The organism is Cryobacterium sp. TMT2-17-1 (assembly GCF_004402765.1).
Lineage (GTDB): Bacteria > Actinomycetota > Actinomycetes > Actinomycetales > Microbacteriaceae > Cryobacterium > Cryobacterium sandaracinum.
This window is the reverse complement of the sequence record NZ_SOGC01000024.1, coordinates 78,176-91,408: the sequence shown is the minus strand read 5'-3', so window position 1 is coordinate 91,408 and position 13,233 is coordinate 78,176. Positions and strand designations below refer to the sequence as shown.

Annotated in this window: 12 protein-coding genes; 6 read left to right on the top strand and 6 right to left on the bottom strand. The window is 69.1% G+C overall.

Annotated features, from left to right (window positions below):
• Window positions 1–198: 198 nt before the first annotated feature.
• Window positions 199–1,053 carry an RDD family protein gene (locus tag E3O47_RS05745; protein WP_134343288.1) on the bottom strand — a complete coding sequence of 285 codons (855 nt, stop codon included), beginning with the start codon at window positions 1,051–1,053 and terminating at the stop codon, window positions 199–201.
• Between the two features lie 17 nt (window positions 1,054–1,070).
• Here E3O47_RS05745 and E3O47_RS05740 point away from each other — a divergent pair, with 17 nt between their 5' ends.
• Window positions 1,071–2,066: a stage II sporulation protein M gene (locus E3O47_RS05740; RefSeq protein ID WP_134373640.1), complete on the top strand. Its 996-nt coding sequence runs from the start codon at window positions 1,071–1,073 to the stop codon at window positions 2,064–2,066.
• A 3-nt stretch (window positions 2,067–2,069) separates the two neighbouring features.
• Here the strand turns inward: E3O47_RS05740 and E3O47_RS05735 are convergent, their stop codons facing one another.
• Genes E3O47_RS05735 through E3O47_RS05715 form a run of 5 tightly spaced genes read right to left on the bottom strand, consistent with a single transcriptional unit; the run spans window position 2,070 to window position 7,445 of the window.
• Complete coding sequence (locus E3O47_RS05735) at window positions 2,070–3,377, bottom strand: DUF58 domain-containing protein (RefSeq protein WP_104099839.1); 1,308 nt, start codon at window positions 3,375–3,377, stop codon at window positions 2,070–2,072.
• Window positions 3,378–4,346, bottom strand: a complete 969-nt coding sequence (locus E3O47_RS05730) for a MoxR family ATPase (RefSeq protein ID WP_134415348.1) — start codon at window positions 4,344–4,346, stop codon at window positions 3,378–3,380.
• Window positions 4,343–5,578 (bottom strand): DUF4350 domain-containing protein, encoded by a 1,236-nt coding sequence (locus E3O47_RS05725; protein ID WP_104099841.1) that lies wholly within the window; start codon window positions 5,576–5,578, stop codon window positions 4,343–4,345. Before E3O47_RS05725 ends, E3O47_RS05730 begins: the two co-directional genes overlap by 4 nt.
• Window positions 5,575–6,255, bottom strand: coding sequence for a DUF4129 domain-containing protein (locus E3O47_RS05720; RefSeq protein ID WP_134415349.1), 681 nt, complete (start codon window positions 6,253–6,255; stop codon window positions 5,575–5,577). Before E3O47_RS05720 ends, E3O47_RS05725 begins: the two co-directional genes overlap by 4 nt.
• Window positions 6,256–6,257: 2 nt before the next feature.
• Window positions 6,258–7,445: a hypothetical protein gene (locus E3O47_RS05715; protein ID WP_134419802.1), complete on the bottom strand. Its 1,188-nt coding sequence runs from the start codon at window positions 7,443–7,445 to the stop codon at window positions 6,258–6,260.
• A gap of 131 nt (window positions 7,446–7,576) precedes the next feature.
• Between E3O47_RS05715 and mtrA the strand changes: the two genes are divergently transcribed.
• The 5 genes from mtrA (at window position 7,577) to raiA (ending at window position 13,161) form a co-directional block, all read left to right on the top strand.
• Complete coding sequence (gene mtrA, locus E3O47_RS05710; protein WP_104099844.1) at window positions 7,577–8,257, top strand: MtrAB system response regulator MtrA; 681 nt, start codon at window positions 7,577–7,579, stop codon at window positions 8,255–8,257.
• A gap of 7 nt (window positions 8,258–8,264) precedes the next feature.
• Window positions 8,265–9,914: an MtrAB system histidine kinase MtrB gene (mtrB, locus tag E3O47_RS05705; protein ID WP_233191217.1), complete on the top strand. Its 1,650-nt coding sequence runs from the start codon at window positions 8,265–8,267 to the stop codon at window positions 9,912–9,914.
• Window positions 9,907–11,589 carry an LpqB family beta-propeller domain-containing protein gene (locus E3O47_RS05700; protein WP_166785332.1) on the top strand — a complete coding sequence of 561 codons (1,683 nt, stop codon included), beginning with the start codon at window positions 9,907–9,909 and terminating at the stop codon, window positions 11,587–11,589. Before mtrB ends, E3O47_RS05700 begins: the two co-directional genes overlap by 8 nt.
• 86 nt (window positions 11,590–11,675) lie before the next feature.
• Complete coding sequence (locus E3O47_RS05695; protein WP_134419798.1) at window positions 11,676–12,356, top strand: phosphoribosyltransferase family protein; 681 nt, start codon at window positions 11,676–11,678, stop codon at window positions 12,354–12,356.
• Window positions 12,357–12,456: 100 nt separating this feature from the next.
• Window positions 12,457–13,161 (top strand): ribosome-associated translation inhibitor RaiA, encoded by a 705-nt coding sequence (gene raiA, locus E3O47_RS05690; RefSeq protein ID WP_104099847.1) that lies wholly within the window; start codon window positions 12,457–12,459, stop codon window positions 13,159–13,161.
• Window positions 13,162–13,233: the final 72 nt, after the last annotated feature.

Below are 13,233 nucleotides of genomic sequence, written 5' to 3'. Positions count from 1 at the left end.
CAACTCAGGAGATCCAGCCGGGCCGTGCCGGGCATCCGCACCAATGCCGCACTAACCCGCGGCGGCCGTCTACTGCGGGCAACAGATGTCCTGAGTTAGCCACACACACGGGCCCTGGTGCGAGGGCGCCCCGCGGGCGGCAGCGCCACATTCTTCGTCGGATACGTCGCGGGAACGGCCGGGGAGAGGTCCGTTGCCCTACCGCTGGGGGAAACCGTGCGGGAGGCTATGCAGAATGGGCTGCAGACGGTCGAGACGCTCCCGCTCGAGCTTCAGCGCCGTGGACTCCCGGCTTCGGCGCACCGCGGCGACCCCGGCCAGAAAGACCTCCGCCGGGACCTCCGGCTTCGGCGACACGAACGGGGCGGCCTCGGTGGACAGACTGTCTGCGAGGCGCAGCCGCGTAGCCGGAGTCAGCTTGTCGGCCTGGCGGAGAAACTGCGCGATGCGGCGGGACAGGCGATCGGGGAGCCGCACAATGTCGACCGTCTGGGCCCAGGCCTCGAGCACGGGCGGCAGCGGGACGGTTCGATCAGTGAGGCGGGGCACCCGCTCGTGCTGGCTGTACGTGCCGGCCAGCAGGTCGCCCAGGCGTTTGGACTTGCTGTTCAGAAGCGCAGTGGTGGCGGCGATGCCGCCGAACGTCAAGTAGATCTCGATGATGCCCAGCAGGGCGCGGATGAACGCGTGGCGCAGCTGGATCGCGCCGCCGTCGTCGCGAACGATGCGGGCGCCGATGGCGAGCTTGCCCAGGGACCGTCCGCCGCTGGCCGTTTCGACGGCCATCGGCACGATGAGCAGGCAGACCACCAGGCCTGCGATCCCGAGCGCCCGTCCGAGTGCGTCGTCGATTGCCACGCCCGTGAGGCCGGCCACAAGAAAGGCCACCCCCAGGAAGAGGAGGATGTAGGCAACATAATCGATGATCGTTCCGGCGGCGCGCAGGATGATGCTGGCCGCCCTTACATCGAGGGCAACGGCCTCGCCGGTGACCAATTCCTGCTCGCTCCACGAATACTGGCCGTGATCGGCCACCTTGCCGGGCTGCTCCATGTCTACTATTAGAGCAGATGGACCTTGACGCATATTCAGCGGCGCACCGCGCCGAGTGGGACCGCCTGGCTGAGCTCGGTACGCAGCGGCGGCTCTCCGGCGCGCAGGCAGACGAGCTGATCGAGCGGTACCAGTCCGGCGCGACCCAGCTGTCGGCGATCAAGTCGACCGCCGGTTCGACGCTGGAGGGTGACCGGCTCTCGGTGGCGCTGTCCCGGGCGAGGCTGCGGTTCACGGGGGCGAGCGCGAACGTTGTTTCCCAGATCCCGAGCTTTTTCGTGCTGCAGTTGCCAGCCGCCCTCTACCGCCTACGGTGGCTGACCCTTGCCGTGGCGGTGGTGACGATTGTGGTCGCGGGCCTCTACGGTTTCTGGATCTCCGGCAACCCTGAGGCCCTGGCCGCCGTCGGCTCCGACGCCGAGCTGCAGAAACTCGTCAACGAGGATTTCGTCAACTACTATTCGGAGAATCCCGCGGCATCCTTCACCGGCTTGGTCTGGACCAATAACGCGTGGATCGCCGCCCAGGCCATCGCCTTTGGGATCCTCGGCGTCTACGTGCCCTACATCGTGCTGCAGAACGCGCAGAACGTCGGCATCACGGCCGCAGTCATGTTCGCCTACGGCAAGGGCGACGTGTTCTTCCTGTACATTGCACCGCACGGCATGCTCGAACTGACCGCTATTTTCGTGGCCGCGGCAGGTGGACTGCGCATCTTCTGGGCCTGGATCGCCCCGGGGGCCCGCACTCGCGCGCAGGCTTTGGCCGAGGATGCCCGCGCCCTCTCGACGGTGGCCATCGGTCTGGTCTTCGTGCTCTTCGTCTCCGGGGTGATCGAGGGTTTCGTCACCCCGGCCCCGTGGCCGTGGCCGGTGAAGATCGGGATCGGCGCGGCCGCCCTCCTCGCCTTCCTCGCCTACATGCTCGTGCTCGGCCGGCGTGCCGTGCGGGCGGGTGAGACCGGCGACCTGGCCGAATTCGAGGCCGGCAGCACTCGGATCTACGCGGCCTAGCGCCTAGAGCCGGCCGGCGGCCTTGAGCGCGATATAGCGGTCGGCCAGTGCGGGTGGCAGGTCGGCGGGGGAGCCGGTGACGACCTCGGCGCCCTGGCGTCGGATGGCGGCCGAGACCCTGGCCACGTCGAGCAGTGCCCGTTCGGCGGCCGCCGCCCGGTAGATCTCCTCCCGGTTGCCGCGCGGGCGCGTGGCCTCCAGGGTGGTTGGGTCGGTGACGGATGCGACGATCACGGTGTTTCTGCGGGTCAACTGGGGGAGCACCGACAGCAGGGCGCTCGAGGCTCCGGCCGCGTCGATCGACGTGATCAGTACGACCAAGGCCCGGCGGCTCGTCACCGCGCGCACCTCCCCGGGAACGGCCGACCAGTCAGTCTCGATCAGCTCCGGTTCGATCAGGGCCATGGTGTCGACCATGCGCGAAAGGAGCTCCGCTCCCTGCGCACCCTGCACGCGGCCGCGCACCCGACGGTCGTAGGCGATGAAGTCCACGTGGTCGCCGGCCCCGGCCGCCAGCGCGGCGAGCAGCAGCGACGCCTCGAAAGCCGTGTCGAGGCGCGGCTCGTCGTCGATGCGCGCGGCCGAGGTGCGGCCGCTGTCGATCAGGATGACCACCCGGCGGTCCCTTTCGGGGCGCCAGGTGCGCACCATGACGTCGTTGTGCCGGGCCGTGGCCCGCCAGTCGATCGAGCGTACGTCGTCTCCGCGCACGTATTCGCGAATGGAGTCGAACTCGGTGCCCTGGCCGCGCACAAGCAGGCTGGTGCGCCCGTCGAGCTCCTTGAGTCGGGTCATGCGCGACGGCAGGTGCTTGCGCGAGTTGAAGGGCGGGAGCACCCGAATCTGGCCCGGTGCCCGGAGGGTGGCCTGACGGGCCCACAGCCCGAGCGGCCCGAACGAGCGCACCGTGACCTGGTCCACCCGGCGTTCACCGCGCCGGGTGGGCGTCATTCGCAGCGACACCAGCCGTCGTTCGCCAGGAGGCAGCACCAGCGGCGTGCGGTTGTTGCCCGTCCCGGCTGACGGCTGCCAGGCATCCCGCACCACCATGGTCAGTCGTCGACCCCCGGTGTTGGTCAGGTACAGGTCGCTCGTCACGCTTTCGCCCAGGCGCACCCGGGAGGGCATGCTGCGGGAGAGCACGATCTTCCGCGGCGATCCGGCCTGGGCCAGGTCCAGGATGCCGAGACCCACCAGGGCGAGCACCCATAGTCCCAGCACGGCCGTCGCCATCCCCGGGGTACTCCCGAGTATCACGATCGGCACGACGCCGAGCGCGAGGAGGGCAACGAACCGACCGGTGAGCGTCACTTAGATCGGCACCTGCACCTGGGCGAGCACGGCACGCAGGATCGCGTCCACGGACACGCCCTCGAGTTCCGCCTCCGGCCGCAGCTGCACGCGGTGCCGCCAGACCGGCAGCACCATCGACTGCACATGGTCGGGGGTGATCGAGTCATAGCCGCTCAGCCAGGCCCACGCCTTGGCCGCGGCGAGGAGCGCGGTCGTGCCGCGCGGGCTGACGCCGAGCTTGACCGACGGGCTGCTTCTCGTTGCGCGGGCCAGGTCGACGATGTAGGCGAGAACGTCCGGACTGGCGCCCACGGATGCCACGGCGGCCTGGGCCGTCTTCAGCTCCTCCGCGCCGAGAACCGCGGTGACGCCCGCACCGGCCAGATCGCGGGGGTTGAAGCCCTCGGCGTGGCGCCGCAGCACCTCGAATTCCGCGTCGCGCTCCGGCACGTCGAGCACGAGCTTGAGCAGGAACCGGTCGAGCTGGGCCTCGGGCAGCGTGTAGGTGCCCTCATATTCGATCGGGTTCATGGTCGCCGCGACGATGAACGGGTCCGGTAGCGGGAGGGAGCGCCCGTCGACGCTGACCTGGCGTTCCTCCATCGCCTCAAGGAGGGCCGACTGGGTTTTCGGCGGGGTGCGGTTGATCTCGTCGGCCAGCAGGATGTTGGTGAAGACGGGGCCCTTGCGGAACTCGAAGTTGCCCACCCGGGCGTCGTAGACGAGTGAGCCGGTCACGTCGCCCGGCATCAGGTCCGGCGTGAACTGCACCCGTTTCGTCTCCAGGCTGAGCGAGTGGCTCAGGGACCGCACCAGGAGGGTCTTGGCGACGCCCGGCACACCCTCGAGCAGCACGTGGCCGCGGGCGAGCAGCGCGATGATCAGCCCGGTTACCGCGCCGTCCTGTCCGACGACGGCCTTGCCGACCTCGGTGCGGACTTGGGCGAGGGAGCCTCGCAGGGTATCGACAGGAGTATGAGTGCTCATGAGTCCATTCTTCCGGGTGGCAGGGGCGTGGTCGCGCGGGCCGTGGCCCGCTCAATTTCCTGGATGCGGTCGGAGAGGGCGACGAGATCGGAGTCGGATGCCGGAACGGCGTCCACCAGCACGGTCCGAACGTCGGCCGGCGGCCGGTCGACCACGGTGGCCACCATGGCGATCACATCGTCGAGGCTCGCCAGCCGCGACAACCCGACCTGGCCGGCGAGGCGCTGCACGGCGCCCACCCGCAGTGCGTCGAGGGCGCGCAGACGGGCGTTGCTGCGCGCGTAGAGCCGGGCCCGTCCTTCCATCGTCTCGCTGGCCCGCACGGTGACCGGCAGGTTCTCGGCGACGAGAGGCCCGAAGCGCCGCCCACGCCAGACGGCCGCGGCCACGGTGACCAGCACCAGCAGGATCAGGGTCGGGGTAACCCAACCGGGCGTCAGTTCGCCGAGCGACGGCGTTCCGGTTCCCGGCACATCGGCGATCGTTGGCAGGTACCAGACGAGGTCGTCCCCCGCGCCCAGCAGGTTGAGTGCGAGAGCGGCATTGCCGGCCTGGCCGATCTTCTCGTTGCTGAACAGGGTGCCGTCGGCGAGCAGGGTGAGGGTCCGGTCGGCGGTTGCCTGTTCGACCAGGGCGAAGGCGTTCTCTCCCGAGGTGAAGCATCCGCTCAGCTCGGCGTCGTCGGCCGGGATCGTGAGTGTGGAGCCGCCGGGGGAGAGCTTGTCGGCCTTGACCGCGGCCGCGACCGTGCAGGCGGCACGGGACACCGCGGTCTGGGACACGCCGCCGAAGCCCACCGAGGGGATCAGCGTCTGCAGCGCCAGGAAATCGGGGGAGGCCACCACCGTGCGCGGGGCCAGGGCGGACATCGCGCTCAGCTGGTCGTCGGTGAGGTAGCCGCTCTCGTCGAAGAAGAACACGGTGGGGTTGGCGGCGGCGCCGGCCAGGCTCCGCGCCTCCGCGAGGGTGTCGGCGGCGGTGACGTTGACACCCTGTCGGCGGAGTACCTCGACGAGCGCCCGCGCGCCGGCTGGGGCCGCGCTGTCGGCCTCGAGGGGCTTACCGCCCACGCCGCCGCCCGCAGCGAGGACGGTGCTGACGACGGCGACGATCAGTGCGCTGACGCCGGCGAGCAGCCAGTACCGCGCCCGGCGTCCGGCTTCGCGCAGGGTTGGTGTGGAGGAGACGGCGTTTTCGGCCGACTGTGAGGCCGTTTCGATGAGAAGACTCATGGCTGCTTCGTCGGGGCTGGGTCCTCGAGGTGCGGCGGCCGGGCGGCCCGCAGGTCGCTCTCGAGCGCCGCCAGGGCCAGGAAGCGCTGCTCGGTGCCGTCGACCCCCAGGTAGCGCACCCCGTCGAAGAGCTCGGCCGCCTCGCTCAGTCGCACCCGTTCGCCGGGAAAGGCCTCGGCGGCCCGCGCCGCGAAGGAGTGCGCGGTGGTGCCCGGCGTCACGATCAGGATGGTGCGCTCGGACAGTCCGCGCGCCAGCGCCCGGAACATCTCGGCACTCGCCAGATTCCAGTCCCGGTGGGAGGCGGCGGCCAGCGCGGCACGACGCAGGTCGGCGGCGCCGCGACGGTCGTCGACGCCGAAGAGGTCGGACGCGAGCCGGCTGCGCCGGTTGAGCCGGGGCAGGCCGAAAATGAGGAGGGCGGCGACGACCAGGACCACCACGGCCACGGTCAGGAGCAGGGGCACCCAGGCGGCGAAACCGTCGGCCGAGGGCGCGGTGAGGGAGGCGAACCAGTCCAGAATCGATGTCGAGAACCGGTCGAACCAGGTGGGCTTGGCGGCCTCGTACGGAGCCTTGGCCAGCTCTTCCCGCAGCCACTTCCGCGCTTCGGGCGCGCCGGGATCGACCGGTATCGCCGCCCGGATCACCGTGTGGATGTGCGACCCTGCGATCATGCTCAGGCAGTCTCCGAGGCGTGTGCCGGCTTCGACCGGTAGGGGTCTACACCGGCGCCGGCGGCCGATTCGACGAATCGGGCCAGCTCGAGGTCGAGGCCCTCCTTGCGCATCCGCAGATCGATGTAGATCAGGGCGGTCGCGGCCGACTGCACCACGGCTGCTACGGCGCCGAGCACCAGGCCGATGAGGATGGTCAGAACGTACAGGATCACTGACGGGAGGTACGCATCGAAGGCGGCGTTCGGGTCGACCACGGAGATGGCGGCACCGAACAGGAGCGACAGCGGCGTCGTCACAATCTGGGAGACGACGTTCACGACCGTCGCCACCAAGAACTGCACGCCGAACGTGCGCCAGAAGTAGCCGCGGGTCAGCGACCAGGACCGCCCCACCGCCGCCCGGATGCCGAGCCGTTCCAACACGATCATGCTCGGCACGAGCGAGGTCTTCGTGAACAGCCAGATGCCGAGCACGAGAAGGGCGACCGTACCGAGGATGCCGGTGACCACCGCCAGACCCACGCCCGCTCCGCCGAGGGAGACGAAGAACACCACCAGTCCGGCCACGAGGGCGATGGCCGCGATCAGGGCCGAACTCAGCATCAGGGTCCAGAGCACCAGCGGCCAGAGGCGCGGCAGCACGGCGCGCCACAGGGCGCCCAGCCGCAGCTTCTCTCCGAGCGTGGCCCGGGCCACCTCGATCACGATGACGCCCTGCAACAGAGCGGATGCGACCACCGCCAGAGCCAGCGGCACGATGGCCGAGAGCACAATGCTGAGGGTCGCGCCGGCCTCGAGCGCGTCGCGGTCCTCGAGTGGAGAGTTCTCCACCCGTGCGAGCGCGAAGTAGGAGACCAGACCCACGATGACGACGGCGATCAGGGCGACGCCCGCCTGAACGAGCAGCGCGCTGCCGAAGGTCGCCTTCGGGTTGCGACGCAGAACCTGGAACGGCGCCCACAGCAGGGTTCCGAAACCCAGCGGGCGCAGAGGGATCAGTCCCGGTCTGGGTGGGGGCGTCCAGGTCGGTGGGGGACCCCAGACCGGCGGCGTATTCGCGCCGGGAGCAGCGGTCGGTTTTGCCGGGGGCACAAAACCGGCGGACGCGAGGGGCGGTTTTTGCTCGTCGCCGACCGGGATGCTGCGCCCGTCATCGGTCGGGGAGTGCCAGTTCTGCGGGTCGGTCACGAAACCTATGCTGGCATACCTCGGTGTGGAATGAGCGCGTTGAGCTTTCCTGCGGCGCCGTCGACTACTCTTGAGCCAGTGATTGCATGACTCACCGGGGTATTTTGGGTGACTGAGTGGAAAACGGTTTGATGAACGCACGCATTCTGGTCGTAGACGACGACACCGCGCTGGCCGAGATGATCGGCATAGTGCTGCACGCGGAGAGCTTCGAGCCGGTCTTCTGCGCCGACGGCTCCCTGGCCCTGGAGGTCTTTCGCGCCGTCAAGCCCGATCTGGTCCTGCTGGACCTGATGCTGCCCGGCCTCGACGGCATCGAGGTCTGCAGCCTGATCCGCGCCGAATCCGGCACGCCCATCATCATGCTGACCGCGCGAACCGACACGACGGATGTCGTGAAGGGCCTCGAGTCCGGCGCTGACGATTACATGGTCAAGCCGTTCAACCCGAAGGAACTGGTCGCCCGGATCCGCACGCGCCTGCGCCCGATTTCATCGGAGACCCCCGCCAACCTGCAGATCGGGGACCTGGTCGTCGATGCCGCCGGGCACGAGGTGCGGCGCGGTTCGCGGCAGATCAACCTCACCCCGCTCGAATTCGACCTGCTGCTGGCACTTGCGTCCAAGCCCCAGCAGGTCTTTACCCGGGAAATGCTCCTGGAGCAGGTCTGGGGCTACCACTACAAGGCGGACACCCGCCTCGTCAACGTGCACGTGCAGCGTTTGCGCGCCAAGGTCGAAGACGACCCGGACAACCCGCGCATCGTCATGACGGTGCGCGGGGTCGGCTATCGGGCCGGCGCGGCCGGCTAGGTTCCTCGTGTTCGGTGGCACCGGTAACGACCGCAGCGTGTGGCGGGACTGGCGGGACTGGCGGGACTGGCCGGCCAGGATCGGCGGACTGTGGCGTTCCTCGCTGCAGTTCCGCACGGTGACCATCACGGTGGCGCTGTCCGGGATGGCCATCATGGTGGTCGGGGTCTACATCTCCGCGAGTGTGGGCAACGACCTGTTTCAATCAAGACTGAACCAGGTGCTCGTCGACTCGAACCGGGCCACGACCGCCGCCCAGGGCATCTTCGACGCCTCCGACGCCGCGGACCGGGTGGAGGTGCAGACCCTGGTGGGCTCCGCCCGCACCCTGATTACCGCGGCATCCTCGTCCCAGATGATCGCCATCTTCCGGTCTCCCGGGCAGGACGCCTCCACTGTGGCGCCGCAGGACTCCTCGTCATTCGGTGATTCGACCGGCGTGATCACGCCCGCTCTCCGCCTCCAGGTGCAGGAGAAAGCCGGGGAGCAGTTTTGGCAGTCGGTGACGCTTGCGACGGATGACGGCGCGCTGGTTCCCGGCATCGTCGTCGGTTCCCAGCTCACCGTGCCGGTCGCCGGCCGGTACGAGCTGTACATCGGGTACAGCCTGGCCGACGCCGAGGCAACCCTGGCTTTCGTGCAGCGAACCCTCGGCATCGCCGGCCTGGTGCTGATCCTGCTGATCGGTGGCGTGACCTGGATTGTAGTGCGCTTCGTGGTCACCCCGATCCGCGTGGCCGCGGCCACCAGCGCGCGGCTGGCCTCCGGTGACCTCGGCGTGCGCATCCCGGAAAAAGGTGAAGACGTCATCGCGACGCTGGCCCGTTCCTTCAACGGCATGGCGGACAGCCTGCAGAGCCAGATCAAGGAACTCGCCGACCTGTCCGAGGTGCAGCAGCGCTTCGTGTCGGACGTCTCGCACGAGCTGCGCACCCCGCTGACGACGATCCGGTTGGCCGGCGACGTTCTCTATGACCACCGTGCCACGTTCCCGCCGGCGGTCGAACGCACGGCCGAGCTCCTGCACACGCAGGTCGAGCGCTTCGAGCTGCTGCTGAGCGACCTGCTCGAGATCAGCAAATACGACGCCGGGTCGGTGCAGCTGGAGACTGAGCCCACGAACCTGGTGCACCTGGCCGAGGACGCCATCGAAGGGTTGCGCTCGCTCGGCGACTCCAAGGGCACGGTGCTGACCCTGGTGGCACCGGGCGGGCACCTCGACGCGGACGTCGATCCCCGCCGCATCCGCCGCATCATGCACAACCTGATCGGCAATGCCATCGAGCACGGAGAGGGCAAGCCGATCATCGTGTCCGTCGACAGCAACGAGAGCGCGGTGGCCCTGTCGGTGCGCGACTACGGCATGGGTATGAGCCAGGCCGAGATGGCCCACGTTTTCGACCGGTTCTGGCGGGCCGACCCGTCGCGCAAGCGCACCATCGGCGGCACCGGCCTCGGCCTGTCGATCTCCCTCGAAGACGCCGTCGTGCACGGCGGCTGGCTGCAGGTCTGGTCGCACCCGGGGGAGGGGTCGTGCTTCCGGCTGACCCTGCCGCGCAGCGCGAACGGAACGCTGTCGAGCTCGCCGAGCCCGCTGCCCCCGGCCGATGCAGGCGGCGGCACGGCCGCCGGAGAAACGGGAGGGCACTATGCGTAGTCGAACCCGGATGTTCGCTGGCCTGGTCGCGCTCGCGGTGGCCCTGACCGGATGCGCGGGAATCCCGCGCGACGGAGGCGTGCGCGCGGGGCAGACCGTGCAGCCCGGCGCCACCCCGGCACCCGTGTTCCTGCCCTCGCGACCGCAGAAGGACGCCACCCCCGAGGCGATCCTGCGCGGCTTCATCGACGCGGCGACGAGCCCCGACAACGACTACGCGATAGCGCGGGAGTTCCTGGCTCCGAACTACAGCAGCTCCTGGGAGCCCGACTCCGGGGTGACCATCGACGACGCCACCGGGCGCAGCATCGTCTCCGTCGGCGAGGGTCAGATGCAGTTCTCGGTGAATCCGGTCGCCGAGGTGGATGAGCGCGGCGAGTACCGCGAGGTCGAGTCGCCCACCGCGGTGGCGTTGCGCTACCAGTTCGTGCAGGTCGGCGGCCAGTGGCGCATCGGCGCGGCCCCGAACGGCACGGTCGTCGATCGGAATATCTTTCAAGATGTCTTCACCGCCCAGGCGCTCTACTTCTTCGACCCGGGCTTTAGCTACCTGGTGCCCGATCTGCGCTGGTACCCGCGCAGTGGGGCTACTCTGACGAAGATCGTCAACGGACTGCTCGAGGGCCCGAGCCCCTGGTTCACCGGAGCCGTCGTGACGGCGTTCCCCGACGGCACCAAGCTCACCGCCGATGCCGTGCAGGTCATCGCCAGGGACGCCATGGTCGACCTCAACAGCGAAGCGCTGAACGCCGACCGGGTCACCCTGCAGCGAATGAAGGCCCAACTGTCCAACAGCCTTCCGCCCGGGCTGTCCGCCACCATCACCGTCAACCGCAACCTGCAGGACATCGCCGAGTTGAGTGCGAACGCCCCGACCGCGAATTCCCGCGTCGACGCCCGGGCGCTGATCCTGCGCGAGGGCGAATTCGGATTCCTGGCGGCAAGCGGTTCCTCGATCAGCCCGATCGCCGGATTGTCCGGCTCGATCGTCGCCCTGGACCCGACCTCCGTCACCCTCTCGCCCGGTCAGACCGCGGCCGCCGTGCTGACGGGAACGGGAGTGTACGGCGTCAGGGTCGGTGACGACCCGGTGCAGCTCGATCCCCGCCAGGGGTTGATCGCGCCTGCCATCGACAATTACGGCTTCGTCTGGTCGGTGCCCGCCGCCCGCCCCGGTGAACTGTTCGTGTACGGCCCGAACGGCGAAGCGACCGCCGTCCCTACACCGTGGCCGGAAGTCTCGGCGATCCAGTCGTTGCGCGTGTCGCGGGACGGCACTCGGCTGATCGCCCTGCTCCAGTCGGGCAAGGACAGCCGATTTGTCGTCAGCGCCATCGCCCGGGACAAGAGCACCCCGGTCGCGCTGGGCGACGCGGTGCTTCTGGCCGCGCCGGGAGGCACGGCCGTGGACGCGGCCTGGATCGACGAACTCACCGTGGCCTGCCTGACCCGCCTCCCCAGCGGTGAGGGACGGATCGTGGCCTTGCAGCTGGGTGGACTCACCACGCGCCTCGAGTCCGCGCCGGACAGCGTCACCATGGTCGGCAGCAACAACCTGCGCGACCTGCGTGCGCTCTCGTCCACGGGCGGTCTCCTGGTGCAGCGCGGTGCCGGCTGGCAGGAACGACTCGGCGGTGTCACCCTCCTGGCCACCCAGCAGGGCATCGGCGGGTAGCCCCTCCACCGATCGTGCGGAAGCCGGTTCTGCACCGGTTCGAGCCCCGCGCCCGGGCCGGCCGGGCCTGGCCCCACGATGGCGGGATGCGCCCTCCAGCCGGCCTCTCCCGGGCTGCCCTCGACGCGTGGGCAGTTCTGATGCCCACCGAGTGCAGCGGCTGCGGCATGCCCGACCGGGCCCTGTGCGGGGTCTGCCGGGCAGCCCTGGCACCGCGGGCGCACAGCTCCGAACGATCGGGTGTCCTGGTGTGGTCCGCTTTGGACTACTCCGGCGTGGCCAGGCGGGTCCTGGGAGCGTTCAAGGACGGTGGCCGAACGGATGCCGCCGGCGCGCTGGCCGGTCCGCTCCGGGTCGCCGTGGCTGCGGCGCTGGCCATCATACCGGAGGGTGCCGGGGTGCACCTCGTGACCGTCCCCTCGTCACAGCAGGCGTGGCGCATCCGTGGCTATCACCCGGTGGAGCTGCTGCTCCGTCACTCCGGGCTCCGGCCGACTCGGTTGCTCCGTACCGTGGGCGAGACGCAGGACCAGGTCGGACTGGGCAGCGCAGAGCGAGGCCGGAATCGAACGGGTTCGCTGGTCGCGAACCGGTCGCTGTCCGGCCTCCGTATCCTGGTCGTCGACGACATCCTGACCACTGGGGCAACCGTGCTCGAGGTGCGACGTGCCCTGCTCGCTGCGGGCGGCGAGGTCGTCGGCGTGGCCACTCTGGCGGAAACACGGCGTCGTTTCCCCGTTGCCGAAAGTACATCGAAAACAGATTGACAAAAGGCTGTGACTTATCCGGCGCGCACGGCTACGGTGGGTCGTGAAGGCGCGTAATAATCGCCCAGATACGGGCGGTTCGCCAGATCTGGAGGTCGTCATGGAAATTAACATCGTTGGACGAAACCTAGGGATCACTGATCGTTTCCGCGAGTATGCCACCGAGAAGGCCGAGAAGGTCGCCGGTCTTGCCGAGAAGGCGCTGGCTCTCGAGATCAAGCTGAGTCGCCACCGGGAGAAGAACGGCGCCACGGGCAACGACCGGGTCGAACTGACCCTGATCGGCAAGGGGCCGATCGTTCGAGCCGAAGCCGACGGCTCCGACAAGTACGCGGCGTTCGACGTCGCCCTGGGGCGGTTGCTCGAACGGGTGCGCCGCGCCAAGGACCGCCAGAAGCTGCACCGCGGCGGGGCCCACCGTCCCATCTCGTTGCACGACGCGGCATCCGTCGATTTCAGCGTGGTCGACATCAAGCCGGCCGACGCCGAGGTGCTCGAGCGGGTGCGCACCGGAGCAATCCCCGTCGTGAACGCGGAGACGCCGGCAACCGAAGAACCGGACGACGTCTACAACCCCGTCGTCATCCGCCGCAAGGTTTTCGCGGCCGCACCGATGACCGTCGACGACGCCCTCTACTTCATGGAACTCGTCGGCCACGACTTCTACCTGTTCCAGGATGCCGTAACCAAGCGTCCGAGCGTCGTCTACCGTCGCAAGGGCTGGGACTACGGCGTGATCGAACTGGACGAGAACGCCGATGAGGCCGGGGAGGTCGTGCCGCCCTCTCGGGAGCGCAGCAACTGACCATCCAGCCTTGTTATAGTTGCCGCATGCCGGACGTTGTGAGCGTGCGGCAACGACGACAGGCGTGTGCAC